This is a genomic window from Streptomyces sp. NPDC039609, from assembly GCF_055596705.1.
The window spans coordinates 268,801-282,840 of the sequence record NZ_JBVIUJ010000011.1 but is presented as its reverse complement, the minus strand read 5'-3'; the positions used below and the strand labels follow the sequence as shown (position 1 = coordinate 282,840).

11 protein-coding genes and 2 pseudogenes are annotated in these 14,040 nt (G+C 70.7%); 9 read left to right on the top strand and 4 right to left on the bottom strand.

What is annotated here, in order from left to right; genetic code table 11:
- From ACZ561_RS30465 to ACZ561_RS30455, 3 genes and pseudogenes are all read left to right on the top strand, one after another.
- A partial coding sequence (locus tag ACZ561_RS30465) for a NucA/NucB deoxyribonuclease domain-containing protein (protein ID WP_471001000.1) occupies positions 1-2,556 on the top strand: 2,556 nt, incomplete at its 5' end.
- A gap of 11 nt (positions 2,557-2,567) precedes the next feature.
- Positions 2,568-3,116, top strand: a complete 549-nt coding sequence (locus ACZ561_RS30460; protein WP_471000997.1) for an SMI1/KNR4 family protein — start codon at positions 2,568-2,570, stop codon at positions 3,114-3,116.
- A gap of 202 nt (positions 3,117-3,318) precedes the next feature.
- A pseudogene (locus ACZ561_RS30455) lies at positions 3,319-3,650 on the top strand (helix-turn-helix domain-containing protein); the annotation flags it as partial.
- Positions 3,651-4,079: 429 nt separating this feature from the next.
- On the opposite strand, the gene ACZ561_RS30450 reads toward ACZ561_RS30455, so the two are convergent.
- The gene (locus ACZ561_RS30450) at positions 4,080-5,195 is read right to left on the bottom strand and encodes a hypothetical protein (protein WP_471000994.1); all 1,116 of its coding nucleotides are present in this window, start codon (positions 5,193-5,195) and stop codon (positions 4,080-4,082) included.
- Between the two features lie 259 nt (positions 5,196-5,454).
- Here ACZ561_RS30450 and ACZ561_RS30445 point away from each other — a divergent pair, with 259 nt between their 5' ends.
- From ACZ561_RS30445 to ACZ561_RS30425, 5 genes are all read left to right on the top strand, one after another.
- A complete protein-coding gene (locus ACZ561_RS30445; RefSeq protein WP_471000991.1) occupies positions 5,455-6,507 on the top strand; it encodes an ABC transporter substrate-binding protein in 1,053 nt (350 codons plus the stop codon).
- A gap of 155 nt (positions 6,508-6,662) precedes the next feature.
- Entirely contained in the window at positions 6,663-7,496 is an 834-nt protein-coding gene (locus tag ACZ561_RS30440) for a Nif3-like dinuclear metal center hexameric protein (protein WP_471000988.1), read from the top strand.
- On the top strand, positions 7,493-8,236 hold the full coding sequence (locus tag ACZ561_RS30435; protein WP_376440383.1) for a zinc ribbon domain-containing protein: 744 nt from the start codon (positions 7,493-7,495) through the stop codon (positions 8,234-8,236). Before ACZ561_RS30440 ends, ACZ561_RS30435 begins: the two co-directional genes overlap by 4 nt.
- Complete coding sequence (locus ACZ561_RS30430; RefSeq protein ID WP_471000985.1) at positions 8,236-9,705, top strand: bifunctional RNase H/acid phosphatase; 1,470 nt, start codon at positions 8,236-8,238, stop codon at positions 9,703-9,705. The genes ACZ561_RS30435 and ACZ561_RS30430 overlap by 1 nt, the downstream gene beginning before the upstream one ends.
- A gap of 75 nt (positions 9,706-9,780) precedes the next feature.
- Positions 9,781-10,608: a GNAT family N-acetyltransferase gene (locus ACZ561_RS30425; RefSeq protein WP_471000982.1), complete on the top strand. Its 828-nt coding sequence runs from the start codon at positions 9,781-9,783 to the stop codon at positions 10,606-10,608.
- 31 nt (positions 10,609-10,639) lie between these two features.
- Here ACZ561_RS30425 and eda read toward each other — a convergent pair whose 3' ends face one another.
- Both eda and yaaA read right to left on the bottom strand, forming a co-directional pair.
- On the bottom strand, positions 10,640-11,272 hold the full coding sequence (gene eda, locus ACZ561_RS30420) for a bifunctional 4-hydroxy-2-oxoglutarate aldolase/2-dehydro-3-deoxy-phosphogluconate aldolase (protein WP_471000979.1): 633 nt from the start codon (positions 11,270-11,272) through the stop codon (positions 10,640-10,642).
- A gap of 143 nt (positions 11,273-11,415) precedes the next feature.
- Positions 11,416-12,180, bottom strand: coding sequence for a peroxide stress protein YaaA (gene yaaA / locus ACZ561_RS30415; protein WP_471000976.1), 765 nt, complete (start codon positions 12,178-12,180; stop codon positions 11,416-11,418).
- A gap of 96 nt (positions 12,181-12,276) precedes the next feature.
- Between yaaA and ACZ561_RS30410 the strand changes: the two genes are divergently transcribed.
- Entirely contained in the window at positions 12,277-13,722 is a 1,446-nt protein-coding gene (locus ACZ561_RS30410; protein ID WP_471000973.1) for an RNB domain-containing ribonuclease, read from the top strand.
- A gap of 118 nt (positions 13,723-13,840) precedes the next feature.
- Here the strand turns inward: ACZ561_RS30410 and ACZ561_RS30405 are convergent.
- Positions 13,841-14,005, bottom strand: a pseudogene (locus ACZ561_RS30405) (MerR family transcriptional regulator); the annotation flags it as partial.
- Positions 14,006-14,040 lie beyond the last annotated feature (35 nt).

The following is a 14,040-nucleotide window of genomic DNA, read 5'->3' as shown; positions in this document are numbered from 1 at the left end:
GCGAACACGTACACGTACGACTGGGCCAACCGCCTGTCGTCCTGGAACAACGGGACGACGACGGAGGCCTACGGTTACGACGCGTCCGGCAACCGCACCCGCGTGGGCGGCGACACGTACACGTACGACGCCCGCAACCGGCTCACGTCGGACGGGCACAGCACGTACACGTACTCCGCGCGCGGCACGATGAGCCAGGTCACGGACGAGGGCGGCAGGACGACCCTGATGAAGGCGGACGCCTTCAACCGGGTCATCAGCGAGGGCGACCGTACGTACGCGTACGACGGCCTCGACCGGGTCCTCGACGCCAAGGACGAGACGGGCTCACCGCTCTACTCGTTCCAGTACAGCGGTGCCGGAAACGACGTGGCCTCAGACGGTGTGACGACCTATAGCCGCAATGTGGACGGCTCACTGATCGGCGTGAAGACGTCCGTGTCGGCGGTGCTCGCGCTGGCCGATCTGCACACCGACGTGGTCGCGCAGTTCACGGCGTCCGGTGAGGCGCTGAGCGGTTCGACGACGTACTCGCCGTTCGGCAAGGTTTCGGCATCCAGCGGGATGCTCGGTGCGCTCGGCTACCAGTCGGGCTGGACCGACCCGCAGACGGCCAAGGTCAACATGGCCGCGCGCTGGTACTCGCCGCAGACGGCCCAGTTCAACAGCCGCGACACGGTGGGTCTCGACCCGATGCGCGGCGGCTCGGTGAACGCGAACCGCTATGCGTACGCCAACGGCAACCCGATGACGGGTGTAGACCCGACCGGCCACTGGTGGGAGGACATCAAGAAGGGCTGGAACAAGGTCACCAAGAAGGTGACGAAGACCGTCAAGACGGCCTACCACAAGACGGTGACCACGGTTAAGAAGACCGCCGCGGTCGTCAAGAAGGCGGCAAAGGTCGTCAAGAAGACCGTCAAGAAGGCAGTCAAGAAGGCAGCCAGAACCGTCCGTAAGGCTGTGCGGTACGTGTCCGACAGCGTCCGCAAGGTCAAGAGATACGTCAAACGCACCTACAAGCGGGTCAAGCGCTACGTCCACAAGGTCGTCAAGCACGTCAAGAAGACCGTGCGGAAGGTCGCCAAGGCGGTCAAACACGTAGCCAAGAAGGTCGTCAAGGCAGCCAAGAAGGTCGGCAGAGCCGTCAAGAAGGCAGCCAAGGCCACAGCCAACTTCGTCAAACAGCACGCCTCGACCATCGCCTCGGTCGCCGTCGGCATCGCCGTCTTCGCAGGATGCACGGCCCTCACGGCCGGTGTCGGCGCCCTCGGTTGCGCAGCGCTCGCGGGCGCGGCGGCCAACGGCGTCGGCTACATGATGAGCGACGGCCCGAAAACGCTGGGCGGGTTCGCCATGGCGGTCGGCGTCGGCGCCCTCACGGGTATGGCCGGCGGTGTGGCGGGCCGACTCGCGGCCGGTGCCGCGGGTCGCCTACTGTCCGGCGCGGCCGGCAAGATCGTCTCGGGGGCGGCGGAAGGCGCGGCCGAAGAGGCGGTCACCGGCGCGGTCGAGTACGGCACCTCCTGCGTTAACAGCGAGGAGGGCTGCTCCGTCGCTGGCGCCGCGAAGGCGGCGACGATCGGGGCAGCCATGGGCGGCGCCTTCGGCGCGGCAGGCAAGGTCCGCGGCCCGAAGGCGAAGGGGTCTCCGACGTCCAACGGCGGATCCTGTCCGATCCGGCGCGGTTCGACCCCGCACAGCTTCACGGCCAAGACACCGGTGCTGCTCGCCGGCGACAGAACGAAGGCCATCTCCCAGGTGAAGCCGGGGGACTACGTCCTGACCGCCGAGCCGGGTAAGAAGACGAAGGAGAAGCACCGGGTCAAGGAGGTGATCGTCACCAAGACCGACCGTGACTACGTCGACGTCGTCGTCGCCACGAAGGCCGGTCCGAAGACGATCCAGACCACCAAGCACCACCAGTTCTACGAGTCCACCCGCAACTCATGGACCCAAGCCGGTGACCTGCAGCCCGGCCAGATGCTCCAGAACGGTGAGGGTGCTCCGGCGAAGATCGTCGCGATCAAGTCGTACAAGGCTGAGCGGGTCACGTACGACCTGAGCATCGACGGCCTGCACACGTACTTCGTGCTGGCGGGCGGCTCGGTCACGGCGGTCGACACGAGCGCTGCGGTGCTCGTGCACAACTGCAATGATGAGGTGCCGAGGATCTTTGCCGTCGACTCGGGTGGAACGGCGTACGAGATGCCGGTTCACGAGATCGACCCGACTAAACACAGTCCGATGGCGTCCAACCATCTGAAGGCTGTGGCAAGCGGTGCTCCGGCGATCGTGACCAAGATGGACGGCGAAGCGATGCACAACAGGAACCGGAGGCAGGCACAGAAACACGCGCCGAGACCTCGCAGGTTCGCTTCGGACGCGACATGGGAGGAGTACCCCTTTGCCTCCACCTATGAAGGTGGACAGGGGGCGACGCTCACGCTTGCTCCTCAAAGCATCAATTCGAGTCACGGAAACTCCCTCAAGGAGTTTTACAAGAAGGCCGGTTTGAATGACGGTGATCCATTTGTGGTCCGCGTGAAGAGATAGAAGGCAATGAGTTGATCAGAGAGATCGTGGAAGAGCTCTGGGCCGAGGCTGCTCGTCTAGGGCGCCCGGTTGTGTCGGCACGCGTGGCTGGCGCTGCTCCTGAACGGGTTGTCACCGCTTTCGGTCCTGTGCCACAGGAGGTTTTGGACTGGTTCGGATCGTGTAACGGCGTGACGTACATGCCGGGGCAGACTCAAGACGACGCGGCGCTCATCCCAGGCTTCGAGCCCTTGTCCGTCGACGAGGCAGCGGCGATCAGGTCGACGCTTGAAGACCCCCTGTTGGGGGACTTCTGGGTACCGCTACTGGCGGACGGCGCAGGTGACTTCTACGCCGTGATTTACGGCTCCGATTCCGATGCACCAGTGCTGAAGGTGATGAGCGAGTATCCTTCGCGTCCTGCCTATCGGAGCGTCGCCGAGATGGTTTCCGCCTTCCGTGACATGTATCGCGATGGAGTCTTCTTCGTCGACGAGGACGGAACCCTCGAAGCGGACGATGACGCCTGGGTCCGGCGGGAAACGGGCGGTACTGAAGGACAGCAGGGAACTGTCGACTGAATTGACTGTCGCGCTGGTTCTCTTACCTCGTAGCAGTTGCTGAGAGAGCTGATCGACAGTTGAGAGTGAACGCCCCTCCAGGTCACGCTCCGGAGGGGCGTTCGCTATGAGCGCCTCCATGTCGGGTCGCTACTGAACTTGATTGGGCGATGTCGGAGCTGTTCGCCTGGCAGCGGCACCACGGCTTCGGTAGCCGTTGGGCGTGAGATACGCGCAGGGCGGTGGGTTGACCGATGCGGGGAGGCCGCGCGCGAGCGGATCCGGTTGCAGGCCGTGGAACGCTTCGAGGGCGGTGAGAAGAACCGGGAGATCGCCGACGCGCTGCGGGTCAGTGAGCGGTCGGTGGAGCGGTGGCGACGCCAGGGGCGAGAGCGCGGTGAGGCCGGAGTCCTGTCGAAGGGATCGCCGGGGCGACCGAGGCTCGGCGAGAGGCAGATCGCCAGGCTGGAACGGGAGTTGGAGCGCGGGCCGCTGGTCCATGGCTGGGCGGACCAACGGTGGACGCTGGCGCGGGTGAAGACGCTGATCGGCCGTTCGCGTCGATCACCGCGGTGGCCCCGCGTCGCTCGCCGAATTTCTCGGAGCGGCTGGAGGCGTATGAGGTGCTGAGAACTCTGGGGGTGGCCGACTAGCGCGGGACGACCGAAGGGTGGGGCAAGCGCTTCGAGGGTGGCGCAGCCTCATCTCTGTGCAACGCGTCCGCAGTCCGCTGAGGCACTGAGCGCGGCCCGGACGGGCTCGGAAAGGAACCGGCCCCGGGGGGAATCCCCCGGGGCCGGTTCTTGCGCTACTGCGCTTCCGCGTCGCGGCGGTGGCGGCCGTGGGGGGAGGAGGTGGAATCCTCCGACGGCGCCGCCTCGCCGCGATGCTTTCCGGAGCCGTGCGGCTCCGTCCCGTCCGTACGTGCTTCCGACATGGTGGAACTCACCCCGTAGTGATTGCTGTTGTCGTGCGGCCGTGAGTCTAGCCAGCGGCTTTGCGGTCGGCGAGCGGTGCCTGCTGGAGCGGGACCGGGCGGCAGACCCGCGGCTCCACGGTGACCTCGACCCGTGCCGGTTCCGGGTCCGGCGGGACCTCCAGGCCGGCGAGTCCACAGGGCGCCTCCTCCGTCGCGTACGGAAGCCGCAGCACGCCCTCCGCGGTCCAGAGCCCCGACCCGGCCAGCCACCCCGCCGGGACCGCCAGTTGGTGCATCCGGCGATCCGTCGGGCGCCACATCCCGACCCAGCTTCCCGCCGCCGCGTCGATCCGCAGCGCGACCGAGCAGGTCTCCGGCAGCAGCACCTGCCCCGGCTGCACCGCGAACGGGGTGACCGCCGCGTCGTCCAGCCGCAGGCACTCGGGGAAACGAATCGGCAGCAGACTGCCGAGGACTCCCCACCCCAGTCGCTCGTGCCCCGGTGACGGAGCGTCCGAGCGGATCAGCAGCAGCCCGCTGTCCGGGTCGGCCATCAGCAGCCGGTCGTCGCTCTCCTCGGTGAGCTGGAGCAGCGGCGTCGCCTCCCCGCTCCGCTCCAGGTCGACCGCCACCGCCTTGACCGGGCCGTCGTCCAGCCGCCGGTCGAGGGCGAGCATCCGTCCCGTACGGTCGAGCCAGACCCCGCCCGTGCAGCGGCCCTTGACCTCGGCGACCTGCTCGGGTCCGAACGCCCCGCCCGCCACCAGCCAGATCGTGGTGGTGTCGGCCCCGACACACATCGCGTACGCGCAGATGCCGTCGGGCGAGGGCGGCAGCAGGATGAGGTCCGCGGACTCGACGGCCCCCAGGGGCAGTTCTCCCGTCCCCGGTCCCGTCGGGTACAGCAGCGAGAACGTGTGGCGGTCGCCGTCCACCCGGCGTCCGGTCAGCACCCGTCCGTCCGCCAACGGCAGCAGCTGCGTGTGGCGCTCCTCGGGCTGGTCGAGCGGAAGGGGCACGGCGTACGGCTCCGGCCCGTCCAGGGTCCAGCGCTCCGCGTACAGGGCGTCGCCCGTACCGGCGAGCCGCGCCGCGTACGCCCCGTTCGCCGTGATCGTGAACCGCGAGGGCCACACGGCGCCGCCGCCCCCCGCCGCCGTCTCGATGGCACAGACTGTCATCGTCTCGTCACCTCCGGCCACCGAAGCTAGTTTTCGCACTTCCTGCCGAACAACACGAGCCCGGTCACTTCACACATAAGGGTGGCCGTGAATCGATTCTGCTGAGGGGAGGGGGGTTGCTGTGCTGGAGAGAACGGTGGGGTTTAAGGTAAGGCGACCCTAAGTGGAGTCTGGGACTCCGGGTGCGAGACCGGGTAGGGGACCCGTTCCGTGACCGATCCCGAGCCGCCGTCCTCGTACCCGTACAGGAGAACCCCTCATGTCACTCCGCCGCCGCGGCACCGCCGCAGCCGTCGCCCTCGCCGCCGCGCTCTCCCTCGCGGCATGCGGAAGCGGCGACGGCGCATCGGGCGCCACCTCGGAAAAGAAGGAAGGCGCCGCCAAGAAGGACGTCGCCACGGGCGGCAAGGACTTCGGTGACGCGGCGGCCAAGACGGCGGCCATGGGTACGGACGCCAAGGCCGGCCAGTTCCCCCGCACCCTCACCCACGCGCTCGGCAAGACCGAGATCAAGTCCGCCCCCAAGCGGGTCGTCGTCCTCGACGTCGGCGAACTCGACAACGTCGTCTCGCTCGGCATCCAGCCGGTCGGCTACGCCCCCGCCGAGGGAGACGATGGCATCCCCACGTATCTGAAGAAGGACGCCGGCAGCCCCAAGTCCGTCGGCACCATCAACAACCTCAACCTCGAGGCGATCGCCAACCTGGAGCCCGATCTGATCCTCGGCAGCCAGCTGCGCGCCGCGGACAAGTACGACGAGCTCTCGAAGATCGCGCCCACCGTCTTCTCCATCCGCCCCGGCTTCACCTGGAAGGAGAACTACCTCCTCAACGCCGCGGCCCTGGACAGGACCGCCGACGCCAGGACGAAGCTCGCCGCCTACGAGACCAAGGCGAAGCAGCTGGGTGCAGACATTGGCGCGGCCAGCGGCCCGAACAAGCCGACCATCTCCATGGTCCGCTACCTCCCGGGCAAGATCCGCCTCTACGCCAAGGCGTCCTTCATCGGCACGATCCTCGAGGACACGGGTCTGCCCCGGCCCAAGAACCAGCAGATCAACGACCTCGCCGCCGAGATCAGCCCCGAGAAGATCGACCAGGCCGACGCCGACTGGATCTTCACCGGCGTCTACGGCGACCCGAAGGCCACCAAGCGCGACACCGCCCAGGCCAACCCCCTGTGGAAGAACCTCTCGGCGGTCAAGGCCGGCCAGGCCAAGGACGTCCCGGACGAGACCTGGTACCTCGGCCTCGGGGTGACGGCGGCCGACAGCGTCCTCGACGACCTGCGCGCCGACCTCGTGAAGAAGTAGGCGGCGGAGCCCCTGGCGCCGACCGACGGCGCCAGGGGCTTCACCCGGCGGTGATCACCCGTGACCACCGATCGAGCAACCCCGACGGCGGCCCGCCACCTCCGCGAGAGCGGCGCCGGTCCAGGCGCAAAGAGGAGCCAGGTAGCCTTTCCTTCGTGCCCCGTCTGTCTGAAGTCATCGCCGCGCTCGACGCCCTCTGGCCGCCCGAGCGGGCCGAGGAGTGGGACGCCGTCGGCACGGTCTGCGGCGACCCCGACGCCGAGGTCGGCCGTGTCCTTTTCGCCGTGGACCCCGTCCAGGAGATCGCCGACGAGGCGATCGCGCTCGGCGCCGACCTGATCGTCACCCACCACCCGCTCTATCTGCGCGGTACGACGACGGTCGCGGCCTCCCACTTCAAGGGCCGCGTCGTGCACACGCTGATCAAGCACGACATCGCCCTGCACGTCGCGCACACCAACGCCGACACCGCCGACCCCGGGGTGTCCGACGCCCTCGCCGGCGCCCTGGACCTGCGGATCACCGGCCCCCTGGTCCCCGAGACCAACCTCGGCAGGATCTGCGAGCTGGACCATCCCGAGACGCTGGCCGAGTTCGCGGCCCGCGCCGCGAAGCGGCTGCCCGCCACCGCGCAGGGGATCCGGGTCGCCGGAGACCCGGGCATGACCGTCCGCCGGGTCGCGGTCAGCGGCGGCTCCGGCGACAGCCTCTTCGGCGCCGTACGGGCCGCCGGCGTCGACGCCTTCCTCACCGCGGACCTGCGCCACCACCCGGTCTCCGAAGCCACCCAGGCCGCACTCACGTCGACCGGGCCGATCGGCCTGATCGACGCCGCCCACTGGGCCACCGAATGGCCCTGGTGCGAGCAGGCCGCCGCCCAGCTCGACGAGATCTCCGACCGCCACGGCTGGGACCTGCGGGTCCACGTCTCGAAGACGGTCACCGACCCCTGGTCCTCCCATCACAACTCCCCTGGAGCCCCCAACTGAACGCCGCGCCCGCCGACCAGATCCGACTCCTCGACGTCCAGGCCCTGGACGTCCGTCTCCAGCAGCTCGCCCACAAGCGCAAGTCCCTGCCCGAGCACGCCGAGATCGAGTCGCTGAACAAGGACCTCACGCAGCTGCGCGACCTGCTCGTCGCCGCGCAGACCGAGGAGAGCGACTGCGCCCGCGAGCAGACCAAGGCCGAGCAGGACGTCGACCAGGTGCGCCAGCGCGCCGTCCGGGACCAGCAGCGCCTGGACTCCGGCGCCGTCTCCTCCCCGAAGGACCTGGAGAGCCTCCAGCGCGAGATCACCTCGCTCGCCAAGCGCCAGGGCGACCTGGAGGACATCGTCCTCGAGGTCATGGAGCGCCGTGAGTCCGCGACCGAGCGGGTCGCCGAGCTGACCGAGCGGGCCTCCGCGGTCCAGGCCAAGGCCGACGACGCGACCGCCCGCCGTGACGCGGCGCAGGCCGAGCTGGACGGCGAGGCGGCGTCCGTCGGCAAGGAGCGCGAGCTGGTGGCCGGCTCCGTCCCGGCCGACCTGCTGAAGCTCTACGAGAAGCTGCGCGAGCAGCAGGGCGGTGTCGGCGCGGCGCGGCTCTACCAGCGCAAGTGCGAGGGCTGCCACATCGAGCTGAACATCACCGAGCTCAACGACGTCCGGGCTGCCGCCGCGGACACGGTGGTGCGGTGCGAGAACTGCCGTCGGATCCTGGTCCGCACGTCGGAGTCCGGCCTGTAATGACGGCCATCACGGAAGTCGTCGTCGAGGCCGACGGAGGCTCCCGGGGGAACCCGGGGCCGGCCGGGTACGGGGCCGTGGTCCTCGACCCGGTGACCGGCGAGACGCTCGCGGAGCGGGCCGAGTACATCGGCGTCGCGACGAACAACGTCGCCGAGTACAAGGGCCTGGTGGCCGGTCTGAAGGCGGCGCGTGAGCTGTTCCCGGACGCCAAGGTGCACGTCCGGATGGACTCCAAGCTGGTCGTCGAGCAGATGTCCGGCCGCTGGAAGATCAAGCACCCGGACATGAAGCCGCTGGCGGCGGAGGCGGCACGGGTCTTCCCCGCGCGCCAGGTCCGCTACGAGTGGATCCCGCGCGAGAAGAACAAGCACGCCGACCGCCTCGCCAACGAGGCGATGGACGCGGGCAAGCGGGGCAAGCAGTGGGAGCCTTCGGCCTCCTCGGCCGCCCTGGACACGTCGGCGGCGCGCAACGCGGTGCGCGGCGCGGCGACGGCGCCCTCGGGTCCTCCCGGCGATGCGACGGCGGGTGCGGCCCGCGCGCGGGCCGCGCTCGCGGGTACGGGTGCGGCCTCCGGTGCGCGTACGGGCTCCGGTGCCGGTGGGCGTTCGGATGCGGGTGTCCCGGCCGACGACGGCCTCTTCGCCGCCGACGAGACCATCGCGGCCCAGGCACGCGCCTCGCTGGCGGCGGCCGCCACGGCCGAGCGTGAGTCCGCGGAGAGCGGCGACTTCGAGGCCGAGGCGGGTGTCCTCGGCCACGAGCCCAAGCCTGTCGTGTCCGGTGCCGAGGGCGCCGCCCGCACCGGCGGCGCCGCGCCCGGTTGGGGCGCGCCCGACCTGGGGGCTCCCGCCACCTTCGTGCTGCTCCGGCACGGGGAGACCGCGCTCACGCCCGAGAAGCGGTTCTCGGGGAGCGGGGGCACCGACCCCGAACTGTCCGCCGCCGGGATGCGGCAGGCCGAGGCCGTCGCCGCCGCGCTCGCCGCGCGCGGGACGATCCAGGAGATCGTCAGCTCCCCGCTCAAGCGCTGCCGCCAGACCGCGGAGACCGTCGCCGCCCGCCTGGGCCTCGATGTGCGCATCGAGGACGGGCTGCGCGAGACCGACTTCGGTGCCTGGGAGGGGCTGACCTTCGCCGAGGTGCGGGAGCGTCACGGCGACGACCTCGACGCCTGGCTCGCCTCGCCCAAGGCCGCCCCGACCGGTGGCGGCGAGAGCTTCGCGACCGTCGCGCGCCGCGTCTCCGCGACCCGGGACCGGCTGACCGCCGCGTACGCCGGCCGTACGGTCCTCCTCGTCACGCACGTCACGCCCATCAAGACGCTCGTGCGGCTGGCCCTCGGAGCCCCGCCCGAGTCGCTGTTCCGGATGGAGCTCTCGGCGGCCTCGCTGTCGGCGGTCGCGTACTACGCGGACGGCAACGCCTCCGTACGACTCCTGAACGACACCTCGCACCTGAGGTGATCCGCGACGGAAGCGGAGGGAAGGGGGCACGGAAATCCGTGGCCCCTTCCCTCGTTCCGTAGCACCATCGACGCCATGAGCTGGCACATCACCGAGGACGCCGACGCCTTCCGCGCGGCGGCCCACGAGCACTTCGCCGCCGATCCCGCGCGGAACACCGTGCTGCTCACCCTCAGCGAGGGAGCCCGGCGGCGGCCCGTCGAGTCCGCGCGGTACGGCTGGTGGAGCGAGCCGGACGGCCGGGTCACAGGCGCGTTCCTGTTCACTCTGCCCCACGAGCCGGCGCTCGGACCGATGCCCGCGGCGGCGGCCCGCGCCCTCGTCCATGTACTGCCGGACGCGGCCGAGGTGACCGGCGTGCGCGGCGAGGAGGAGACGGCGGAGGCCTTCGCCCGGGAACTGTGCGGCGAGAACCGCGCGTGGACGACCACGCGCCGGATGCGGCTCTACCGGCTCGGTACGCTCACCCCGCCGGACCCCGCGCCGCCGGGACGGTCGCGGCCGGCGGTCGCCGCCGACATTCCGCTCGCGGTGTCGTGGATGAGTGACTTCGCCCGGGACATCGGGGAGGACGGCGACGTGGACTACACCCCGAACATCGAGCCCCGTGTCGCCGACGGCCGCCTCCACCTCTGGGAGACCGCCGAGGGCCCGGTGTCGATGGCGAGCATCTCGCCGATCGTCGCGGGCCAGGCCCGGGTCTCGCCGGTGTACACACCGGCCGAGCTCCGCGGCCGTGGCTACGCGGGAGCCGTCACCGGTGCGGTCAGCCGGGCCGCCCTGGACGCGGGCGCGAAGCAGGTCCTGCTCTTCACGGACCTCGCCAATCCCACCAGCAACGCGTTGTACCAGCGGCTCGGGTACCGCCCCGTGACCGACCACGTCGGCCTGACGCTCTCCTGACGGTCGGTCGGCGAGCGCGCGCCGGCACCTGTCAGGGCGCTCGCAGCTCCGCCGCCTCGCGCGCCAGCGATTCGACCCGCGTCCAGTCGCGGGCCGCGAGGGCGTCGGCGGGCAGCATCCATGTGCCGCCGACGCAGCCGACGTTCGGCAGCGCGAGGTAGGCGGGGGCGGAGCCGAGGGAGACGCCACCGGTCGGGCAGAACCGGGCCTGGGGGAGCGGGCCGGAGAGCGACTTCAGATACGGGACGCCGCCCGCCGCCTCGGCGGGGAAGAACTTCATCTCGCGCACCCCGCGCTCCAGGAGCGCCACGACCTCGGAGGTGGTGGAGACACCCGGCAGGAACGGCACGCCCGAGGAGACCATGGCGTCCAGCAGGCTCTCCGTCCAGCCTGGGCTCACCAGGAAGCGTGAACCGGCCGCGACCGCGTGCGCGACGCCGACCGCCGAGATGACGGTGCCGGCGCCGACGACCGCGTCGGGGACCTCGGCGGCGATCGCGCGGATGGCGTCGAGCGCCGCCGGGGTCCGCAGGGTCACCTCGATCGCGGGCAGTCCGCCCGCGACGAGGGCGCGGGCGAGAGGTACGGCGTCGGCGGCGTCCTCGATGACGACGACCGGGACGACGGGGGCGAGGTCGAGGACGGAGGGCAGCGCGGAGGTCATGGCCCCATCCTGCCCGGGTGCGACAACACACGCAACGAGCGTTGCGCACAGTGCAACAGCGGCCCCGTCGGGCGTTCGCCGACCGATCGGCCCGCGACGTCATATGCGCCCGGGCACCCCACCCCGGCTTCGTGCGGGCACGCCTAGTGGATCTCCTCCACCAGGACGTCGAGGGCCCCCGCCTTCCCCTCCTCCACCACGTACTTCAGGTCCCGCAGCGCCTCCACCAGCTCCACCGGGTCCTTCGGCGCCGCACCCGCCTCGAGAAGGCTGCGCACGATCCGCCCCTTCGTCGCCTTGTTGAAGTGGCTGACCACCTTGCGGGTCGGCGCGTGCAGTACCCGCACCGTCGCCGTCCGCGCCGCCACCTCGCCCTTCGGCTTCCACGCCGAGGTGTACGCAGAGGACCGCAGGTCCAGAACCAGTCCGTCGCCCGCCGCCTCCGGCAGCACGCTCGCCATCGCACCCCGCCAGTGCGCACCCAGTGCCCCGAGCCCCGGCAGCTTCACGCCCATGGAGCAGCGGTACGACGGAATCCGGTCGTCCACGCGCACCGCGCCCCACAGCCCCGAGAACACCAGGAGCGAGGCCCGCGCCCGCTTCCGCGCCGCCGCGTCCAGCGTGGCCAGCCCCAGCGCGTCGTACAGCACCCCCGTGTAGATCTCGCCGGCCGGACGAGCCCCCGCCGTCCGCAGCTCCGTGTTCTTCGCGATCTCGCCGCGCAGCCCCTCGCTCAGCCCGAGCACCTCGCGCGCCTTCTCCTCGTCGGCGACGCACAGCTCGACCAGCTCGTCCAGGACGGCCGCCCGCGCCTCGGCCAGGCCCGGCAACGACAGGGACTCCGGCTTGAGCGGCGCCCCACGCCCCGAAGCGGCCTTACCCTCCGACGGCGGCAACAGCACGAGCACGGTGGTTCTCCTTCATACGTACGGGGCTGGGGGTGCGGCCCCAGAACGTTCAGCCTACAAAGTGCCGGGCCGGGTCCCCCGCCATACGCTCGGTCCATGCCACGCCGCCACATTCACGTGACCGGCGCAGCCGAGGACCTACGGGCCGCGCTGCGCGCACTGAGAACCCGGATGCAGGTCCCGGCGAGCTTCCCGCCGGCGGTCCTCGCCGAGGCGGAGGCGGCCGCGGCGTCCCCGCGGCTGCCGGACCACGACGCCACCGACATCCCTCTCTTCACCATCGACCCGCCGGGCTCCCGCGACCTCGACCAGGCCATGCACATCGCCCGACGGCCGGGCGGCGGCTACCGCGTCCACTACGCCATCGCCGATGTCGCCGCGTTCGTCACCGCCGGTGGCGCCGTCGACAAGGAGGCCCACAAGCGCGTCGAGACCCTCTACTTCCCCGACGAGAAGATCCCGCTGCACCCTCCGGTCCTCTCCGAGGGCGCCGCCAGCCTGCTGCCCGACCAGACCGTGCCCGCCCTGCTCTGGCGCCTCGACCTGGACGCCGACGGCCGCCAGGTCGCCGTCGACGTACGCCGTGCGCGTGTCCGCAGCATCCTCAGACTCGACTACGCCGGCGCCCAGCAGCTGATCGAGGCGGGCACGGCGGAGGAACCGCTCGCCCTGCTCAAGACCGTGGGCATGCTCCGCGAGGCCCTGGAGGTCAAGCGCGGCGGGGTCTCCCTCGACCTCCCCGAGCAGGAGGTCGTCGAGAACGGAGACTCGTACACCCTCGTCTACCGCGCCCCGCGCGCCGTCGACGGCTGGAACGAGCAGATCTCCCTGCTCACCGGCATGGCCGCGGCCGATCTGATGATCGCCGAGGGCACGGGGATCCTGCGCACCCTCGGCGCCACCCCGGACGGCGTCGAGAAGCTGCGCCACTCCGCGCAGGCGCTGGAGATCGCGTGGCCGCACCACGTCTCGTACGCGGAGCTCATCCGCTCGCTCGACCCGGCGAACAACCCCCAGCACGCCGCGTTCCTGCTGGACGCCACCGGCCTGTTCCAGAAGTCCGCGTACATCGACTTTGCGGACGGCCGCCTTCCGGACTCCGTGGTCCATGCCGCGATCGCCGACGAGTACACCCACTGCACCGCGCCCCTGCGCCGCCTGGTCGACCGCTATGTGGGCGAGCTCTGTCTGGCGGCCGCCGCGGGCCAGGAGCCACCCGCGTGGGTGAAGGACGCGCTGACGGCACTGCCGGCCGACATGGACAGGGGACGGGGCAAGGAGGCGGACAGGGAGAGCATGGACGTCGTCGAGGCGGCGCTCCTGAAGAACCGGATCGGCCAGGTCTTCGACGGGTTCGTGATCGACATCAAGGACACCGCGAACAAGCGGGGTGTCGTGCATCTGAAGGACCCGGCCGTGGTGGGCACCGTGAAGAGCCAGCAGGCGATGAAGCAGGGGAAGCGGGTGCGAGTGAAGCTGAAGAAGGCGGACCCGGCGGACCCCGGCAGGGACAAGATCCTCTTCGATCACGTACCGGAGTGAGTCAGACCTCCACGACGGCCTGCCTCAGCGCCCGGTGCAGCGCGCGGGCGTCGTCCGCGTGGAAGCGGAGGGTGTGGACGGGCCGGGGCCCGCCGAGGAACCGGGGCGCGTCGACGGGCTCGGTCAGCCGCCGGATCCGGGCGAGCAGGACGGCGTCCCGGATGCCGTACTCGCGGTAGCCGTTGGCCAGCCGTACGGGCTCGGGCAGCAGCCCCAGATGGTGGTAGTGGCGCACGGCCCGCGGGGTGACCCCGACGAGCGCGGCGATCTCGCCGATTCGCATGCGCCCAGTAGAAACCCTGACGCTGCGACAAGGTC

Bases quoted from the DNA above. Each gene is read 5' to 3' on its own strand.
- ACZ561_RS30450 (WP_471000994.1), bottom strand. From the start codon at position 5,195: ATGACAGTCTGTGCCATCGAGACGGCGGCGGGGGGCGGCGGCGCCGTG.
- ACZ561_RS30445 (WP_471000991.1), top strand. From the start codon at position 5,455: ATGTCACTCCGCCGCCGCGGCACCGCCGCAGCCGTCGCCCTCGCCGCC.
- ACZ561_RS30410 (WP_471000973.1), top strand. From the start codon at position 12,277: ATGCCACGCCGCCACATTCACGTGACCGGCGCAGCCGAGGACCTACGG.
- ACZ561_RS30430 (WP_471000985.1), top strand. From the start codon at position 8,236: ATGACGGCCATCACGGAAGTCGTCGTCGAGGCCGACGGAGGCTCCCGG.
- ACZ561_RS30425 (WP_471000982.1), top strand. From the start codon at position 9,781: ATGAGCTGGCACATCACCGAGGACGCCGACGCCTTCCGCGCGGCGGCC.
- eda (WP_471000979.1), bottom strand. From the start codon at position 11,272: ATGACCTCCGCGCTGCCCTCCGTCCTCGACCTCGCCCCCGTCGTCCCG.